Origin of the sequence: Draconibacterium sp. (assembly GCF_041583095.1) — a bacterium.
Lineage (GTDB): Bacteria > Bacteroidota > Bacteroidia > Bacteroidales > Prolixibacteraceae > Draconibacterium.
In genome coordinates this window covers 16321-36254 of record NZ_JBFHGM010000019.1, presented here as the reverse complement: position 1 = coordinate 36254, position 19934 = coordinate 16321, and the positions used below count along the sequence as shown (strand labels likewise).

At 41.3% G+C, this 19934-nt stretch carries 14 protein-coding genes; 5 read left to right on the top strand and 9 right to left on the bottom strand.

The features are described from left to right. Positions 1–131 precede the first annotated feature (131 nt). The gene (locus tag ABZB17_RS03355; protein ID WP_372648101.1) at positions 132–2363 is read right to left on the bottom strand and encodes a GH92 family glycosyl hydrolase; all 2232 of its coding nucleotides are present in this window, start codon (positions 2361–2363) and stop codon (positions 132–134) included. Between the two features lie 44 nt (positions 2364–2407). Continuing rightward, positions 2408–3286: a hypothetical protein gene (locus ABZB17_RS03350; RefSeq protein WP_372648100.1), complete on the bottom strand. Its 879-nt coding sequence runs from the start codon at positions 3284–3286 to the stop codon at positions 2408–2410. 461 nt (positions 3287–3747) lie between these two features. Here ABZB17_RS03350 and ABZB17_RS03345 point away from each other — a divergent pair, with 461 nt between their 5' ends. The 3 genes from ABZB17_RS03345 to ABZB17_RS03335 all read left to right on the top strand — a co-directional run bounded on the left by ABZB17_RS03345 (position 3748) and on the right by ABZB17_RS03335 (position 10154). Beyond that, positions 3748–6867: a SusC/RagA family TonB-linked outer membrane protein gene (locus ABZB17_RS03345; protein ID WP_372648099.1), complete on the top strand. Its 3120-nt coding sequence runs from the start codon at positions 3748–3750 to the stop codon at positions 6865–6867. Between the two features lie 37 nt (positions 6868–6904). Next, positions 6905–8743: a RagB/SusD family nutrient uptake outer membrane protein gene (locus ABZB17_RS03340; protein WP_372648098.1), complete on the top strand. Its 1839-nt coding sequence runs from the start codon at positions 6905–6907 to the stop codon at positions 8741–8743. A gap of 178 nt (positions 8744–8921) precedes the next feature. Further along, positions 8922–10154, top strand: coding sequence for a nucleoside recognition domain-containing protein (locus ABZB17_RS03335; RefSeq protein ID WP_372648097.1), 1233 nt, complete (start codon positions 8922–8924; stop codon positions 10152–10154). Between the two features lie 420 nt (positions 10155–10574). Here the strand turns inward: ABZB17_RS03335 and ABZB17_RS03330 are convergent, their stop codons facing one another. From ABZB17_RS03330 to ABZB17_RS03300, 7 genes are all read right to left on the bottom strand, one after another. Next, on the bottom strand, positions 10575–10985 hold the full coding sequence (locus ABZB17_RS03330; protein WP_372648096.1) for a Dabb family protein: 411 nt from the start codon (positions 10983–10985) through the stop codon (positions 10575–10577). Between the two features lies 1 nt (position 10986). Then, positions 10987–11463, bottom strand: a complete 477-nt coding sequence (locus ABZB17_RS03325; protein ID WP_372648095.1) for a hypothetical protein — start codon at positions 11461–11463, stop codon at positions 10987–10989. Continuing rightward, positions 11464–12285, bottom strand: a complete 822-nt coding sequence (gene kdsA / locus ABZB17_RS03320) for a 3-deoxy-8-phosphooctulonate synthase (protein ID WP_372648094.1) — start codon at positions 12283–12285, stop codon at positions 11464–11466. It lies immediately after the preceding gene. Positions 12286–12601: 316 nt separating this feature from the next. Continuing rightward, positions 12602–12772, bottom strand: a complete 171-nt coding sequence (locus ABZB17_RS03315) for a hypothetical protein (RefSeq protein ID WP_372648093.1) — start codon at positions 12770–12772, stop codon at positions 12602–12604. A 224-nt stretch (positions 12773–12996) separates the two neighbouring features. Then, a complete protein-coding gene (locus ABZB17_RS03310) occupies positions 12997–14787 on the bottom strand; it encodes an alpha-L-fucosidase (RefSeq protein ID WP_372648092.1) in 1791 nt (596 codons plus the stop codon). A 34-nt stretch (positions 14788–14821) separates the two neighbouring features. After that, positions 14822–15958 (bottom strand): carboxynorspermidine decarboxylase, encoded by a 1137-nt coding sequence (gene nspC / locus ABZB17_RS03305; protein ID WP_372648091.1) that lies wholly within the window; start codon positions 15956–15958, stop codon positions 14822–14824. A 69-nt stretch (positions 15959–16027) separates the two neighbouring features. Beyond that, positions 16028–17221, bottom strand: a complete 1194-nt coding sequence (locus ABZB17_RS03300) for a saccharopine dehydrogenase C-terminal domain-containing protein (RefSeq protein ID WP_372648090.1) — start codon at positions 17219–17221, stop codon at positions 16028–16030. A 454-nt stretch (positions 17222–17675) separates the two neighbouring features. Here ABZB17_RS03300 and ABZB17_RS03295 point away from each other — a divergent pair, with 454 nt between their 5' ends. Continuing rightward, positions 17676–19091: an arginine decarboxylase gene (locus ABZB17_RS03295; protein ID WP_303918907.1), complete on the top strand. Its 1416-nt coding sequence runs from the start codon at positions 17676–17678 to the stop codon at positions 19089–19091. A 241-nt stretch (positions 19092–19332) separates the two neighbouring features. After that, positions 19333–19899 (top strand): nitroreductase, encoded by a 567-nt coding sequence (locus ABZB17_RS03290; RefSeq protein WP_372648089.1) that lies wholly within the window; start codon positions 19333–19335, stop codon positions 19897–19899. The last annotated feature ends 35 nt before the right edge of the window (positions 19900–19934 follow it).

Sequence of the window (19934 nt, the reverse complement as noted above, 5' to 3'; positions counted from 1 at the left end):
TTGCCCCCAAAAATAGCCCCTCCTCTCTTAATAGCTAACTTGTTGTCATTCTGAGCGTAATGTAATGAAGCGAAAGAATCTTCTTTTATAAAAGAATTTTTAGTCTCCAGCATTAAGGATTTTTGTAAACTTTACTTTAAAAACTTCAAACTTCCCCCTTTTTGCAGATCTTCGTGATTGATTTTCGTAGCACTTTCTTTGCCGTTTAATTTAACGGAAGAGAAAATGGTTGAAGACGTTGCTTCTTCGGCGTTTAATACAAACTTGCCTCCCGGGTAATAGTTTTTATCCAGCTTGAGTGTTACCTTTTTGAATATTGGCGATGAGAGTTGATATTCGTTACTTCCCGGGCACATGGGGTAAAAACCTATTGCACCAAAAACATACCATGCCGAAAGTTGCCCGGCATCGTCGTTTCCTGAAAGTCCGCCGCGGCCTAAACCGTATTCGGTACGAAGAATGTATTTTACTGTTTTTTGTGTTTGGTCCCACTCATTGGTATAATTAAACAGGAAGGGAATATGATGACTGGGTTCGTTACCATGCCAGTAACGTTTATCGTCAATTAATTGATTCAGTTTTTCACTAAAGGCATCTACTCCGCCCATCAACCCAATCAGTCCTTCAACATCTTGCGGAACAAACCAGGTGTAGTGTTTGGGCGTACCTTCGGTTATAAAAAATTGCTCAGTGTTAGCATTAAAGTCTTCATAAAACCGGCCATCGGCATATTTGCCGTTCACCCAACCCTGGCTTTCATCAAAAACGTTTGAATAGTTGTATGAACGGGTAAGCAGGTCAATATAATCATCGGTTTTTTCTAATTCCCGTGCAAGTTGAGCTACGCACCAATCGTTGTAGGCATATTCCATTGTTCGCGAAACCTGCTCGTTCTTATGAAATGCATCGGCAACTGCATCATCGAGCGGAACATATCCAAACTCGATATACGAAGTGAGTGCTCGTCGCCCTTTTCCGTCTTTATAGTCTTCTTCATCAGGAGTTTCACAGGCATTTTTTCGCATAAATCGGTAGCCCTTTTCCAAATCAAAATCGAAGCCTTTCATGGCTGCATCGCAAAGAATCGACGTGCTGTGGTCGCCAATCATTGCCGAGGTGTAATTGTTCCACATCGGGAAAATAGGAAGCCAGTCGCCATCTTCAGCTTTTGCAACAAGTGATTTTACCATGTCGTTGTATTCTTTCGGGGCAATAAGGCTTAACAATGGCATTTGTGCCCGAAAAATATCCCAATTCGAGAAATCGCCATAATAATCAAAATCGCTGTTGTTCCTGGTTTCGTATTGTTTCGAAAATGCCGGGTAGTCGCCGTTTACATCGCTCATTAAACGCGGATGAAACAATGAGTGGTAAATAGCGGTGTAAAATTTAGTAAGTTCCTCCTTATTTTCCGATTCCACATCAACGCGCCCAAGATATTCGTTCCAGGTATTCTCCAATTTTTGTTTGGTGGCATCAAAATCCCAGTCGGCAATTTCTGTTTCCAGGTTTTTACGCGCATTTTCGATACTGGTAAACGAGGTGCCCACTTTTAGTTTTACCGGCGCATTTCCCTCAAGGTTAAATGTTACATAGGCTCCGATTTTTTGCTGATCCTTGCGTTCGGTACTTCCGTGTTCATATTCAAAATCACCCCATGTTCCGTATTTAACAATCTCCTGATCGAATTTAGCCACAAAATAACCCGATATGCCAGCTGGTTTGTTTTGCCCGCTATAGATGCGGTAGACCGGATTATAACCATATACTTCCTGTTTTTCTAAATCGATTTTTATATATCCTTTACCTTCATCGCTGTTAATGTCGAACATGATAGTTGGATTTTTCTCTTCCAACCACGAGAAACGAAAAAAGCCACATCGTTTGGTACCGGTCATTTCCGACAATATTGTTTTTGCCGGAAACAGAAACGAAGCGTAAGCCGGCGACATATCTTCTGTTTTCATTAAGCACAAGGTTTGGCGCTGCACCGCTTGAAAGCTAAAACCGGTATTTAACACGGTGGGGTAAATGGTAAAAGAACCATAATCCTGGGTGCACGAGCCGCTAAGCCAGTGGCTGGCCCTAAAGCCTTGAATCATTGTTTGACCGGTATAAAAAGGCGCAATACACTTTTGCTCGTTATCGTAAATTTGTGGTGTCCATTGTGTCATCCCAAACGGAGCTGTAACGGCAGGAATTGTTTGTCCGTTACTCACATGGTCGCCGGGATGATCTTTCGCAGCTAATGTTGATGCAGGCCCGGTTCCAATAAGCGGATCGACATAACTGATGTAATTTTTTTCGGTTTTGTGCGTGCAGGAAAACAAGAGTACAAGTACAAGCAGATACCAGTTCTTCATATTAGTTCGATTTAGTTAGGAATGGCAAAAATAAAATTTTCGGTTTAAAGGATTAGCACCTGAATCCAGCCCTGAATGATTTCTCCGGTTTCAGGATCAAGTTGCGAGCCATACATACTGTGTGGAATTGAATAAACAATCAGCATAACTATCGATGCAACGATGGTATACACCGGACGTTCTTTTTTCCGGTTCATAACAAATGCCAGAATCCAGAAGATAAAGGCTACAAGTGTTTTATTGTCGGTTAAATCCCAGGCAAACGGAACGCCGGCCCAGGCTTCGCCAAAAGCATGCAGCTGAACAATTGGCCCCAAAATCATGCCGCCAACCAGTAAGGTAGCCAGCGTAATGGTGGTGTAAAATTTATACCGTTGATGCCTGAAAACAGCCATAATTCCGGCAAGGTTGCCCAACAGCATGGCAAAGAACATAAAAAAGATATGCGGTGCCAAAACCGATGAGGGGACCGCTCCTTTAAAACGTATTACAACCGGTGTTTTATCCATGTAAGTTTTTGTTCCGTTTGAGTCGGATATTTCAAAATAGTACTGAATTTTTCCAGCGGCAGGTTGTTCGGGCACCGGTGCAAACCACCCTTTCTCTTCGGTAATTTTAAACACCTTATTCATCAGGAACGAATCCACAGCTTTCTCTTTATAAACGAAGTCGACCGATTGGTAAGGATTGTCTGATTGAAACTGTTTGTAAAACAAACGGGCTTCAATATTTTTATCATCAACGGCCAGTTTTACTTCCGTGTTGCTGCCAATTTCAATACTGCGTACCAGTTTAACTTCGTATGGGGTATTATTAACTTCTACCGACAGCTTTTTGTCGTAGGTGGGGCCTGTTTTTCGTTGATAAATAACCGCAGCAAGAGTAATAACAATAGCTAGCAGCCAATAGAAAACTTTTTTCATTTTTTGGTAGTTTTGAATAGCACTACAATAATAAAAGGATTTTCTGAATAAAACACTTCTTAAAAGAAGACATTAATTTCACTGGTTAATGAGCTTATTAATTGTGCTAGCGGGTGTTGCGATTCGTTTTCTTAATGTAAAAATAACAATTATGTTTTTTAACACATCGTGTACTTTTCCAATGTTGAAATGAAAAATATACTTTAGCGATGGAATCAAAAATATTTAACCGGTATTTTAGGTTTAGAACTAAAACTAACGAAGAGTCTATTTTACTAACTAACTAATTAATTAAACTTATGGATAAGCCGCACTGATACTTACTTGGAATTGTAGCTTCACTACAGTTCTATCCAGAATAAATTTTTATTCAAATTTCTATTTATTAATACCAAAACTTAAAATCTATGGAAAAAAATCCTTTAAGAGGTTTTTTAACCTTGCTTATGATGTCTGTATTCATGGCATTTTCTCTAGGTTCTTACGCGCAAACTGCTGTTACCGGTACTGTTACCGGTGAAGATGGCGTGGGGATACCTGGTGTGTCGATTGTGGTTCAGGGAACCACTCAGGGAACAATTACCGACCTTGATGGTAATTACACCTTAACATTACCTGATGGTGCAGAGAAATTAACTTTCTCTTACATTGGTATGTTAACACAGGAAGTTGAGATTGCCGGTCAATCAACAATTAACATTGTGATGAAGGCCGATGTAATCGGTGTTGACGAGGTGGTTGTTGTGGGGTATGGTACCCAAATGAAAGAAGAGTTAACAGGTGCAGTTTCAACTGTTTCAGCTGAAAAACTGGAGACTACTTCTGAAACAAGTGTTGCCAGCCGTTTACAAGGTCAGGTAGCTGGTGTTACTGTTACTTCTGCTAACCGTCCGGGTGCCGATGCTACCATTCGTATTCGTGGTATTGGAACCATTAGAGACTCTAATCCGTTGTATATTATTGATGGTGTACCTGCCGGTCCGGGGAACAATATTCCTCCGGGAGATATTGAAAGCATTTCGGTGTTAAAAGATGCATCATCTGCAGCTATTTACGGAACACGTGGTGCAAATGGTGTTGTAATTATTACCACGAAACGCGGACGTGCAAACCAACAGCCTAGCATTAGTTTCTCTGTACGTACAGGTGTTACTAAAGCAACAAACCAATACGATATGTTGAATACACAGGAGTATGCGGAGGCAGTTTGGTTAACTGCAGATAATCAGGGAGTAGCGCCAAATCACGCGCAATATGGTTCCGGATCTTCTCCTGTAATTCCTGACTATATTTTACCTGCTGGTGCAATGGCAGGCTCAGTTGATGAATCAAAATACAGTTATCCTGACAATGTTTTCTTTAAAGCAAACAAGCAAGGAACTGACTGGTACGACGAAATTTATCAAACCGGTATCATTCAGGAGTACGATCTTTCTGTTAGTGGTGGTGGAAAAAATTCAACTTACGCATTTTCTGCCAACTACCTTGACGAAGAAGGTTTATTAAAATGGACAGAATTTAAACGTTATACCATGCGATTAAATTCGGATGCCAAATTTAATGACTGGTTAAAAGTAGGCGAATCGTTACAGGTTGTTTATATTGACGAACATGGTGAATTTGGTGATAACGGTGAAGGAACTGCAATTTCTCATGCCTACCGTTCACAACCAATTATTCCTGTTTATGATATTAGTGGAGAAGAATTTGCAGGATCAAAAGCTTCAGAAATGGGTAACGCTTCAAACCCTGTTCAGATTCTTTGGGATGCTCGCAATAATAACGGCAAATGGATGCGTATTCTTGGTAACGCCTTTGCCGAAATTACACTTGCAGAGGGTCTTACGGCCAAAACATTATTCGGAGCAAACTGGGGACAGTGGAACTACAAAGGTTATGTTCTTCCAACTTACGAACGTTCAGAGCCTAATACCGTTAATGGTGTAAATGCAGATTCCAACTACCGACTTCAATGGAACTGGTCGAATACTTTAAACTACAACAAAACATTTAATAGCGTTCATAAATTAAATGTACTTGTTGGTACCGAGGCTATTGAGGAAACTTATCAGTCACTAAACGCCAGCCGCCGTGTTTATTTCTCTGAAGATCCTAACTACATGCAGTTGGATTCAGGTGAAAGTAACAAAGAAAACAGCGGAACAGCATGGGAGTGGTCATTGTTCTCAGTATTTGGTCGTGTAAATTATAACTACATGGGTAAATACTATTTTGAAGGTACAATGCGTCGTGATGGTTCTTCTCGTTTTAGTGACGAAAACAAATATGCTGTTTTCCCGGCTGCTTCTGCTGCATGGGCAGTGAGTGAAGAAAACTTTATGCAAGGAACACGTGGATGGTTAGATATGTTGAAATTGCGTTTAGGTTGGGGTATGTCAGGTAACGACCGTATTGGAGAATACAACTATTACTCAACTTATGCTACCGATTCTTATCGTGCTTCATATGCAATCGACGGATCGAATACAAGTGCCGTGTCAGGATTTAAACCTGCTACCCTGGGTAGTGAAGATGTAACCTGGGAAACAACTAAAACAATCAACATTGGTATCGATGCAAACATGCTGGATAATCACCTGGCTTTTGGTATCGATTTATGGAAACGTAACACTGAAGATATGTTATTCCGCGAACCAATTCCTCAGGTTATGGGTATCGCAACAGCTCCTTACGTGAATGTTGGTGAAATGGAAAACAAGGGTATTGATTTTGAAGTTTCTTATAACAATAGTGCTGTTGGTGGTGATCTTACTTATAATATCAGTATGAACCTGTCGCACTATAAAAACGAGATTCTTAAACTTTCAGGAGATCCTGATCGTTATATTGATGCTGCAACAGAACGTCAAAAAGTTTATACCCGTTACACTTCGGGAACTGCTTTCCCTGAATTCTTCGGATATATCGTTGACGGAATATTCCAGACTCAAAGTGAAGCTGATGCACACGCTCCGTATGGTGATACTGATTACAACCAACCAGGTCACTTTAAATACAGAGATGTGAATGGCGACGGTACAATTACTGCTGATGACAGAACTTTTATCGGAAGCCCACACCCTGATTTAGTTGGTGGTTTGAACCTTAATCTGGGTTATAAAAACTTTGATTTAACTATGTTCTTTTATGGTAGCTTAGGTAACGAAATGGTGAATTATGTAACTCGCTGGATCGATTACGGTCAGTTCAATGGTGGTTTAAGCAAAGACGCCTTATACAATTCGTGGGGAAGTCCTTATCTGGATAATAACTCAAAAGCTAAATTACCAATGCTTGATTTAAGTGATATCTCGCAAGAACCTTCTACTGCATTTATCGAAGATGCATCGTACCTGCGTTTGAAAAACTTACGTCTGGGTTACACTGTTCCTAAGTCATTACTTGAGAGAGCAGGAATTAAGAGTTTAAGATTTTACGGACAGGTATCTAACGTATTTACGCTTTCTGGCTACGGCGGCCTGGATCCTGAAGTAAATGCTTCTGGTACTTATATGGGTATGGATATGGGAGCATGGCCTACACCACGTCAGGTTATGTTCGGTGTTCAACTCGGTTTATAACAGTTAATTTAATTTGAACATAAAACAGATAAGTATTATGAAAAAACTATCAATATTAATGGTTATAGTGTTTTTACTAACCATGTCATATTCATGTTCCGAAGAATTCCTGACCAAGGAACCTCCCGGTTCTACATCAGAGAATGTTTTCTACGATGCTACCGGTATTGATGCATTGCTGATCGGTACCTACGCAATGGTGGGAGGTAGTTCTTTATGGGAAATTTCATGGGGAGCTTCTATTCAAAACTGGACTTATGGTTCTGTGGCTTCAGACGATGCTTATAAAGGATCGGAAATTACTGACCAAACTCCGGTAAACGACATCGAACACTGGGTAGTACAATCTACCAACGGATATCCATCAAATAAATGGCAATGGGCATTTGGTATGGGTATTGACCGCGCCAATAAAACCATAAAGGTGATTAATAAAACCGAAGAGGATGGAACTATTACCGCTGATGAAGCTTCACAATTCAGAGCTCAGGCCAGATTCCTGCGTGCCCTATTCTATTTTGAAGCACGTTTGGTATTTGGAGATTATCTTCCACTTCTGGATGAAAATACTGAAGATCCAAGATTGGTGAGCAATGTTAATGCAGATGGTGCAGTGCTTAAATTTATCACTGACGATTTAGCTTATGCTGCAGCCAACTTGCCTGCTTCACAGGCTCAGGTTGGTCGCGCAACTAAATATGCCGCAATGGCATTGGCTGCAAGAGCTTATCTGCAGGATTTGAAATACTCAGAAGCTGAAGCTTTATTAGATCAAATCATTGCGAGTGGAAAGTATACTCTTGCTCCTGATTTTATGGACAATTTCAACATTGAGACAAATAATAATGGTGAGTCGATCTTTGAAATTCAGGCAAACGTTAACGATATCAACGAGTCGTTGAATGCTGAAATGGGAATTGGTTTAAACTGGCCACACGGTGGCGACATTGGTATGTGCTGTGGTTTCCACCAGCCTTCACAAAACCTTTTCAATGCTTACAAAGTAGATGCTAACGGTTTACCAATGTTCGATACATTTAATCAAACCGATTTGGCTAATGACCAGGGTATTGCATCTGATGCAGACTTTGTTCCTACAGATCACCCTTTGGATCCACGTGTTGACCATACAATCAGCCGTCGTGGTATTCCTTATAAAGACTGGGGAATTAACCGTGGTGCCAACTGGATGCGTAAACAAGCTGATGGAGGACCATACCTGCCGGTTGCAAAACCATTCTTTAAAAAGTCAGAGCGTTTTAGCTTGTCTACTACTACAGGATGGCAAACAGGTATTAACGCCAACAACTATCGTTACCTGCGTTACACCCATGTTGTTCTTTGGAAAGCTGAATGTGCTGCTGCCCGTGGCGATTTGGAAACTGCACGTACCTATGTAAATATGGTTCGTCAGCGTGCTAAAGACAGTAAACCTGTTATGGGTAAAGTTCTGATTACTAAATTACCTACCTCAGTTTATCCTTGGGGAGAAGGTTCTTCTGATGCAGATTACCTTACAGGAGGCTCTGTTGACTGGACTCAGCCGGCTGCTAATTATCAGATTGGATTATATACATCGTTTGCTGATGCAAATGCTGCTATGGAAGCTGTACAGTGGGAGCAACGTTTAGAGTTTGCTACCGAAGGATTCCGTTTCTTCGACCTTCGTCGCTGGGATGATCTTCCTAATAAAATTGGTGGTATGAGTATGGCCGAAGTACTTAATGATTTCGCCAGAGGCGATGAACGAATTCGTACTTCAGCTGCAGGTATGACAGGATATACCTTTAATGATAACGACAAGTTTATGCCAATTCCGCAAGATCAGTTAGATCAACAAGTTGGTGTTCTGGAACAACGTCCGGAATACAAATAATAAATGGAGATTTGGTTTGAATGAAAGAGGGGCTGAAAAGTCCCTCTTTTTTTGTGCACAAAATTAAATTTGCCGAAATAAAAACTTGATCTATCTTTATGGCTCAAATCGCATCATGCGAAAAAAATAGTAGGAATACCGGGAGTTTTTATTCCGAACACCAATTTCAAATTTTAGAATGGCACTGAATTATCTTTTCATTTTCTTTTTTGTAATCGCATTTGTAATTGCCCTGGTAAAACTTGTTTTTCTGGGCGATACGCAGGTTTTTACCGACATGGTTCAAGCCACTTTCGATATGGCCAAAACCGGTTTCGAAATATCGCTGGGATTAACCGGTGTGCTTACCCTGTGGATGGGGATTATGAAAATAGGGGAGAAAGGCGGAATAGTTCATGTGTTTTCGAAAGTAATTGGTCCGTTTTTTAATAAACTGTTTCCCGAGTTGGGGAAAGAACATCCGGCACATGGTTCAATTCTGATGAATATTGCCGCCAATATGCTGAACCTCGATAACGCCGCGACGCCAATGGGTTTGCAGGCCATGAAAGAAATGCAGGAAACCAATCCCAATAAAAACACGGCATCGAATGCACAAATTATGTTTTTAGTACTGAATACCTCGGGGCTTACGCTGCTGCCTATAAGTATTATGGTTTATCGAGCACAACTGGGAGCGGTAAATCCGTCAGATATATTTATTCCCATTTTGCTGGCTACCTATTTTTCAACCATTGCAGGATTGATTTCGGTAGCTCTTTACCAAAAAATTAACCTGCTTGATAAAACCATTTTAGCCTACCTGGGTGGATTAACGGCCATTATTGTGGGGATCATCTGGTATTTTTCAACGCTCGATAAAGATGCTATCACTCAGGTGTCGAATGTGGCCAGTAACTTTATTCTATTTACCGTAATTGTGGCTTTTATTCTTATGGCTCTGTTCCGTAAGGTGAATGTTTACGAGGCTTTTATCGAGGGGGCAAAAGACGGCTTTAAAACAGCTGTGAAGATCATCCCATACCTGGTTGCAATATTGGTAGCCATTGGAGTGTTCCGTGCGTCGGGTGCTATGGATTGGTTGGTTGCCGGCGTAACATGGGGTTTTGAGCAAATGGGAGTAAATGCCGATTTTACCCCGGCCTTACCAACAGCTTTAATGAAACCATTAAGCGGAAGTGGTGCCCGTGGAATGATGGTGGACGCCATGACAACCTATGGTGCCGACTCGTTTGTTGGCCGTGTGGCAAGTACTGTGCAGGGAGCTACCGATACAACATTCTATATTTTAGCTGTTTATTTTGGTGCCGTTGGAATTAAAAACACCCGCTATGCCGTTGTTTGCGGATTAATTGCTGATTTCGTAGGAATTATCGCATCCATATTGCTGGCTTATCTTTTCTTCTATTAATCGCTGAACGTTTGTGATTCTTTTCACAAGATCCTGAAAATTTATTGTCAATTGTAGGATGAATGACAAACACTATTAATTGCAAAATCCTGATAAGTTGATAGAACGGTATACGTTTATTATGAAGAGATGAAATCAAGTTATCCAGCCTTTTTAATAGATTATGTGCATTACAGAAAGGACTTCGCGCAACATAAAAACATCTTCGCACAACACAAAGCGGTCTTCGCACGACTGAAAGCTGACAGCGCGTCAGGTAAAGAAGGCTTCGCACTACCCAAAACTGACAGCGCGTCAGGCAAAGAGGGCTTCGCACAGGTGAAAGAATGTTCCGCGCAACCGAAAGAGGGTTCCGCGCGACCCAAAGTGTGCTCCGCACTGGATAAATTGTATTCCGCGTTAATTTGAAAGAAAAATGAATTAATCTATCGAGTCGTAAACAATCACTTTATTCCACAAGTGCTGGTTTTCCTCTACAAATTTCAGGTGAATCGGATCAACCTGGTACGAATCCTGATCGGTTTGGCTATCGAATAGCACCATATACGATACCGAATAGGAATGGTCTACCACATCGCGGTCTTCGGTAGATGCCGGGAAACCAATGTGGCTCAGTTTTATGGTTTTTATCTTGGTGAGTTGGTGTAAAGCCTCAACCAATTGTTTTTTATGCTGCTCGTTTGCAGGTTCTTTTAGCCAGAAAAATACATGATGTATTAGCGCATCCTTAAGTTTTACCTCGCCTGCATTAGCCTGTTTTGCGAATGGAATGATTCCGACTGCTGCAATTCCTGTACTCAGTTTTTTAAGAAATGATCTTCTGTTTTTCATTTTATTTCAGATTAATTAGTTCTTCAATTTCTGCAATGTGCAATTCGAAATGTCCCGGAAAATCCTCAACCATATCTTTTAGCGATACGAATTGGTTGGTATCTGCAATCCATTGCTGACCGAGTTTCTCCACATTTATATTTCGGATAACATGGCAAAAATGCAAATGCGTAAATTTCCAATGGTTTACCAGCAACTGCCAGTCTTCTTCCTGGTAATTCTGAATGGCAATCCACCTGTCGTTATTACCATAGGTGGCATAGTTGGGAAATTCAACCGGCGATTCTCTGTATTGCAGATGAACAACACGGTGTGTATTGTTCGTGGCCGAATCAACCATGTGGCCAATGATTTGCCGGATCGAACGATCCTGGCTATTTCTTCGGTCTGCAATGGTTTCCGGTGGCAAACTTTCCAGAATGCCTGCCCATCTTACCACCAGTTCTTTTAATTCTTCTGCCATTGTTTGAAATGCCATTTATCCCAGTTGATTGACAGTTTGTTTTAGTAAAACCAGCTTGGTTAGCAATTGCTCCAATAAATCGAGTCGCAGCATGTTGGCACCATCCGATTTTGCTTCGGCAGGGTTGGGGTGTGTTTCGATAAAAATACCATCGGCACCAACTGCAATTCCGGCACGTGCAACCGTTTCAATCAATTCCGGTTTGCCACCCGTTACGCCGCTGGCCTGGTTGGGTTGTTGCAGCGAATGGGTAATATCCAGAACAACCGGAACATTCATTTCTTTCATTACCGGAATTCCGCGGTAATCCACCACTAAATCCTGGTAGCCAAATGTTGTTCCCCTTTCGGTAAGTGCGATATTGTTGTTGCCGCTTTCACGAACTTTGTTCACTGCAAATTGCATGGCATCAGCCGAAAGAAACTGTCCTTTTTTGATGTTTACCACCTTCCCGGTTTTTGCAGCAGCCACCAAAATGTCGGTTTGGCGACACAAAAATGCGGGTATCTGAAGCACATCAACATACTCGGCAGCCATCGCGGCTTCGTCGGCCGTGTGAATATCAGTAACCACCGGAATATCGAATGTTTCGCTAACTTTTTTCAGGATCTTTAATGCTTTTTCGTCGCCAATTCCTGTAAACGAATCGATGCGCGAACGGTTGGCTTTTCGATACGAGCCTTTGAAAATATATGGGATTTTGAGTTTGTCGGTAATTGCAACCACTTTTTCGGCAATTTCCATCGCCATGGTTTCGCTTTCAATGGCGCACGGGCCGGCCATCAGAAAAAAGTTGCCCGTATTGGTATGTTTAAGTTTATCAATTTGTGGAATCATGAATTTACTTTTTGCGATAAAAGTAATAAGAATGTTTGGGTTATGGTTGTGACAGGTATATAAAACACAAATGGGAACTATTCTGTTACAAATAGCTCCCATTCACTTTCTAGCAACCGAAGTTACTATTGGTGCCAGGTTACGGTTATTACGACTGGCGTTGGCTTTTTCTTTCGAATCCGCCTTTGCCTTAACTTTCGGGCTGTGCTTTCTACGGCTCAGCCTTCCGGTTGTTCTTTCGGTAATCGCGCTTACCTTCCTGAACGAAGTGTCTTTCAGTGTATTCAGTTAATCCCTAAGGATGTCTCCTTTCCAATCAACGGGTTTGAGTTGCCTCGTTTTCGTTGTGCAGTTTAGCAGTTAAGACCTTGATCTTGTTACTTTCTGCCTGATGACCCAATCTTGAAAGAACTTCTGGATTTTCTTCCAGATGATTGCCTGAACTTTGATACTCCAGAATATCGCGTTCAAACTTCAGCTTTTTCATTGTGCCGCCCCGAAGGGTGGGATGAAATGGTTCCGGTTTCGACTAAGAAACTTTTCCCGTTTCCACAATTTCCAAGCAGCCTTTTATCGCTCACCTGATAGATCAAATATACAGCGAAAAATGAAAAATGCAATTGGTTTTCAGTCGTTTATATCCACCATGAATTAACCGTCGTTATCAACAATTGTTAATAAGGTCGTTTAGTCTTTTATCGGGCTACATACTTATTTAATCCACAACCATTGCAACTTGATCGGGTCTGCTTCGGTTGGCTGAATACTGAGCTCGATGGTGTAAAAACCTGGTTTCGGAAAATTGATCGTTCCTATTTCGTTCGATTCGAAATTATCGATATGCCAGTTCTGGTTGGGTTCGCCAACTGTTTGCCCGGTTGGATGCACCGGATGATACAACGATTGCCCGGCAGCGTTTAAAACTATCTGGCTGTTGTTTCTGTTACCCTGAAAACTATACGACACATCCACTCGTTTTTCACCCGGTTCATCAACGTATATTTTCCAGTTAAAATCAGTAACACCATTAGCCGATACAAAAGGCGGAATCGTACCGTATTTTGCCGGAGGCGTAATCTTCATTGATTCAGGCTGCGGATTTTGATTTCCGGGAAGAAACGAATAACCATCGTCGGTTGTTTTGGCAACCAGCCCGTCTGTTATTTCCGGTTTCGATTGGTATTCAATCACAACTACCGAAACATATGGATCCGGTTGGTCAGAAGTTAAAGCGATTTGCGTAAAAGCGCCGGAGAGAGAAAAGGAGAGGGGCGATTTCTGTTTATCAGCCAGCAGGTAAATTTTTTCAGGAGTCGCGGTAATTCCTGTTAGATTGATGTGTTTGTTTAACGGCCAGTTGTAAACATGCAAAAACAATTTGAAGCTGTTTCCATCTTGCTTGCAGGTAATTTTTCCCCAGTCGTGAAGGTCTTTGTCCAGGTCGAAAGCTTCCGCGCCGTAAATCGATTCTCCGTTCACCTCCAGCCATTTACCCATTTCAAGCATGCGTTGCGAAATTTCAAAAGGCACATCGCCATTGGCACGTGGCCCGATATTCAGCATAAAATTACCATTCAAACTCACGTTGCCAATTAGTGATTTAAGTAATGTTGTTGTTGATTTCCATTGCGAATCAGACGAATGGAAACCCCAGGAATGAGCCACTGTTGCCGGCGATTGCCAGGGGAAATCCTCCTTCTTTTCGCCAAGTTGGTTGTCGCCCAGTGTTTTGTAATCAATGTCGGGATCTTCTTCGATAGACAATCCCAAACGAGAATTTACCAGGCAATTGGGTTGTAACTCGCGTATCAGTGATTTTAGCTGAAGTAGCTGGTCTTTGCTAACAATACTTTCGGAGTGATGGATCCACATATCGAACCAAAGCATCGATATTTCGTCGTAATTGGTTAGCAGCTCGGTAATTTGCGGTATTACTTTTTGCTGCCAGTAGCGGTCGTAATCACTTTCCGATATTTTATCGATTTCGCGGGTATGGTCCCAGCCAAGCGGGTGTTCCCAATCCACCCAATGCGAATAGTACAGACAAAGTTTTATGCCGTGTTTTTTGCAGGCTTCGGCCATTTCGGCGATAATATCGCGTTTGGGGTTGGTGTAATTTCCCAGGTCGTAATCGCTTGCCTGGCTGTCCCATAATCCAAAACCATCATGATGTTTAGCCGTAATCGTGATGTATTTCATCCCCGAATTTTTAGCCAGAATTACCCACGCCTCGGGATCAATCTCGTCCCATCGAAAGCGGTCGAGGAGCGTAAGGTATTCGTCGCGTTCAATACGGTTTCGGTATAAAATCCATTCGGCGTAGTTGTTGTCGTGACGCAGTTTTTCACCTTTCCAGTAACCTTCTGCACCACTGTAAACACCCCAGTGGATAAACATTCCAAAGCGCGCGTCGGTGAACCATTTGGCGCGTTCATTGGTGTTTTTCTGGCCAAATGAAGTTAAACTGCAAAGCAGAAAGATTAAAACAATAAGGTTTTTCATAAGTTGGTTAGTTAGTTTAGTAAATAGCTTATAACTACGACAATCGGTTTTTAAAATCTTCGTATTTAAATTTCCGAATAATCTGTAGTTCATCATCTTTTGTCCAAATGGCAATTGTTGGATGATTAACACCGTTAAACATGGTGGTTTTTACCATGGTGTAATGAATCATATCAAGGAAAACGATCTGTTCACCAATCTGTAATTTTCGTCCAAAATCGTAAGCTTCCATAAAATCACCTGCCAGGCAGCTTCCGCCTCCCAAACGATAAAGGTATCGGCTTTCTTCTGATGGATCTTTGGCTCCAATAATTTTCGGGCGATAGGGCATTTCCAGCGTGTCGGGCATATGGGCGGTAAACGAAACATCCAGAATCGCTGTTTTAACGCCCTGGTGTTCCACAATATCCTGAACGGTTGAAACCAAAACGCCCGTTTCCCAGGCAATGGCACTACCGGGTTCCAATATAACTTTTACATCGTATTTTTTTCTGAAATCTTTCAGCAGTTTGATGAGGTGTTGATGGTTATAGCCTTCCCGTGTCATCAGGTGGCCGCCGCCCATGTTCACCCATTTTACCCGGTGCAGGTATTTACTGTATTTATTTTCGAGGTTCTTAAGTACTTTTTCCAGGCTGAATGAATCCGATTCGCACAACACATGAAAATGAATACCTTCAATTCCTTCAGGCAGTTCATCCGGTATTTCGTTGCTGCCAATTCCCAGTCGCGAGCCCGGAGCACTTGGATTATAAAGGTCGGTACCCACATCAGAATATTCAGGATTCACCCGAATACCACAAGAAATTTTATGACTGGCAGTTTGCGTGCGTTGGTAATATTTCTCAAACTGTTTAACTGAATTAAAAACAATGTGGCTGCTGTAGCTCATCAACTCATCAAATTCATGATCGAGGTATACCGGCGAATAAAGATGTGCGCGGGTTTTCATTTCCTCGAAACACAAACGTGCTTCGTACAACGAGCTGGCTGTTGCTCCTTTTAAATATTCGCGCACAATGGGGAAGGCGCTCCACATGGCAAATCCTTTAAATGCGAGAATAATTTCAATTCCGGCTTCCTGCTGAACGGTGTTGATCAGCTCCAGGTTTTTCCGAAGCAGTTTTTCATCGAGCACAAAAGCCGGAGAGGGTATTTCTTTATAATTCAATGTCTTAATTTTATGCAGTTAAATAAAAAGCCCCAAGTTATTAACCCGGGGCTCGAAGCAAGTATGTTGTTACACTTCCAGATCGCCATTAATTTCTTCGTTCCACGGCAAACCGTGTTCTCCGATTTTCTCCATAAACGGATCCGGATCGAATTCTTCAACGTTAAATACGCCTTTGCCCTGCCATTTTCCGGTAAGTACCATCATGGCACCCAACATTGCAGGAACACCGGTGGTGTATGAAACGCCCTGAGTACCGGTTTCTTCAAATGCTTTTTGGTGACTGCAGTTGTTCCAAACGTAGTAGGTTTTCTCTTCGCCGTCTTTTACACCTTTTATGCGGCATCCGATAGATGTTTCACCGGTGTAGTTATCGCCAAGATCTCCCGGATTTGGAAGTACCTCTTTCAGGAACTCCAACGGAATAATGTCAATACCTTTGTATTTTACCGGATCAATGCGGCTCATTCCAATATTCTGGATCACACGCAGGTGAGTCAGGTATTCCTGGCCGAAAGTCATCCAAAAACGTGCGCGTTTCAAACTTGGGAAGTTTTTAGTCAGCGATTCCAGTTCTTCATGATAAAGAACGTATGAGTCTCTTGCACCGATATTTGGGTAATTCAGCGCCTTTTTAATTTCAAAAGGTTCGGTTTCCACCCATTGGCCATTTTCCCAGTAACGTCCGTTTTGTGTGATTTCGCGAATGTTAATTTCAGGGTTAAAATTGGTGGCAAATGCTTTTCCGTGGTCGCCGCCGTTGCAATCTACAATATCAAGGTAGTGCATTTCATCAAAATGATGTTTGGCTGCATAGGCAGTATAAATACTTGTTACGCCCGGATCGAATCCGCAACCCAACACAGCCATAATACCTTTTTCTTTAAAACGATCGTGGTAAGCCCATTGCCAGCTGTATTCGAATTTAGCTTCGTCTTTGGGTTCGTAATTGGCAGTATCAAGGTAGTTTACACCGGTTTCCAAACAGGCATCCATAATCGGAAGATCCTGGTAGGGAAGTGCAACATTGATAACCAATTTGGGTTGAAATTCTTTTATCAGCGCAACAGTATCGGCAACATTATCGGCATTTAACGAGGCCGTTTTAATTCTGCCTTTACCAACTTCTTTTGCAATTACATCGCATTTCGAGACAGTACGGCTGGCCAATAAAATTTCTGAAAAAACTTCCGGGTTATCTGCACACTTGCTGGCAACCACGCGACCAACACCTCCTGCTCCAATTATTAAAACTTTACTCATTTTCTTATACAATCATTTTAATTCAATAACATAAAACATATTCACATGAATATTGTAATTTCGTATGAAGATTACAAAAAAATCAGAGACAAATTAAGCATTTTTTTTGATGAGTAAAACTTTCGAAAATAAAGATTTTAATACAAATGGTGTAGGGTTAAAAAACGGTAACCTTATTGGGCTTCCGTTTAAAGAAATTACATCAGAAGTTTGTTGTTTCCGGATTTTAAGGATTCCTATGTTTCAGACGCATTTTATAAGTTGTTTGGCCGGATAATTTTGATTGGTGCGTGTAATTTTTTTACTTTGAAAGAACGTTTCAATTTGTTTGGAACATTAAATTAGGAGAGTGATTGTGCGGAATTCATTTTATGGCGCAATTATTCAAAAAAAATATTTTTATTTGCGCTTTGAAATAAATACAAAAACACTAATAAATTTTATGGCTACGTAGATGAAGAATACTTATTTTGATTTGATTGAGCAAAGCTATTACTTCCCGCAGGAAGGCTTTGATTTACGAGGAGATTCGTTAACGTTTCACGGGATCTCTCTAAAGTATCTGATTAAAAAATACGGAACCCCGTTTCGATTTATATATCTGCCGAAAATTGGGGAACAAATCAAAAAATCGCGTAACCTGTTTAACAAGGCCATAAAAAAGAACAATTATACCGGCAAATATTATTATTGTTATTGTACAAAATGTAACCACTTTTCGCATGTTGTTAACGAGGCTTTAAAACATAATGTAAACCTCGAAACTTCATCATCGTACGACATTGATCTGATTCTTCATCTGTTTAAGGATAAAAAAATTGATAAGAACCGGAAAATCATTCATAACGGCTATAAAACACAGGAATACCTGACGAAGATTATAGAGTTGCAACGCCTTGGTTTTAAGAATAATATTATTGTTCTGGATAGTATTAACGAGCTGGACCGAATTGAGAAACTGGCCAATGGCGAAAAGGTAAAAGTGGGTATCCGAATGGCGATTAACGAGGAATCGCAGTCGGCTTATTATACCTCGCGTTTGGGAATCAGGCATACCAAAATTCCTGAATTTTTCGAGAAAAACATTAAAGGAAAAAAGAACATCGAATTCAAGATGCTTCACTTTTTTGTTGATTCGGGAATTAAAGACAGTCTGTATTTCTGGGGCGAGTTCCAAAAAGCAATGAAGCTTTATGTGGAGCTGAAAAAACAATGCGATACGCTCGATTCGTTTAACCTCGGAGGTGGTTTTCCAATTCGTAACCACCTGGGTTTTGAGTACGATTACGAGTACATGATCAAAGAAATTGTTTCGAATATAAAAACAGCCTGCTCGGCTGAAAATTTACCTGATCCGGATATTTACACCGAGTTTGGAAAATATACGGTTGGCGAAAGTGGAGCGATCATTTTCGAGGTGCTGGAGCAAAAACAGCAAAACGATACCGAAAGCTGGTACATCATTAACAATAGCTTAATGAACACCATCCCGGATTCGTGGTCGATTTTCGAAAAGTTTATTTTACTGCCTATCAACAAATGGAATAACGAATACAAACGTGCCAATATTGGTGGTATCAGCTGCGACCATTCTGATTATTACAACTCGGAAGACTTCAACCAGGAGGTTTTACTTCCTGCCTATTCAGATGATGATAAGGAGCCGCTTTACCTCGGATTCTTCCACACCGGAGCATACCAGGATGCCATTAGTGGTTATGGCGGAATTAAGCACTGTTTGATTCCGGCGCCAAAACACGTAATTATCGATCGCGATGAGAAAGGTAATTTCTTCGATTATGTGTATCGTAACGAGCAATCGGCAGATGAAATGTTTAAAATTTTAGGTTATACCAAAGACGAGGAATAGTTTTCAGTCTCAGTTTACAGTTTACTTGTTTGTCGTTTCGGGAAAGAGCGAAAGCTGTTCCCGGATGCGGGTAGTAATTGATTAATAGTTTTATGTGATCGGATGGAGATGCCTATTTAATTTTAAACATCAATCTTTCATCAATCTCCATCAATCTTTTTCAATCCTTTCCTGCGGCTTAATGGCTTTGCAAAATCATTCAACTTTTTTAGGGGAACTGTGTTTTTCTTAAAAAAACTATATGTCAGTTATAGAAATTATAAAAAACCGAAGAGCAACACCGCCACGTTTATTTGCAAAAAAAGATTTGCCAAGCGGCTCCGTTGAGGAGTTATTAAGAAGTGCCAACTGGGCGCCCAATCATAAAAAAACAGAACCCTGGCGCTTTAAAGTGTACCGTGGCGAAGCCAAAGCCAAACTGGCCGCTGATGCGAGGGTTTTGTTACTTGAAAAGCAAAAGGAAGGTTATCCGGTTGCGTCAGAGAAAATTGAAAAATTTGCATCAACAATTGAGCGTGTACCTGTTGCCATAGCGGTAATTTTGCAGCCCGATTCGGCCGGGCGTTTACCCGAATGGGAAGAAATTGCCGCGGTATCAATGGCCGTGCAAAATATGTGGTTAACTGCCACCGAAATGGAACTGGCAGCCTTTTGGGCAACACCGGGTTTTATTGAGTTGTTTGATGGATTACTGGAGCTGGAAAACAACCAGAAAAGTTTGGGATTCTTTTATGTTGGCCAGGTAATGATGGATTTTCCTTCGCCGGGACGACGCGACTGGAAGGAAAAAATTGAATGGAAAGAATGAATTTGTTACCTTCAGCTTTTCAAATCATCTGAATC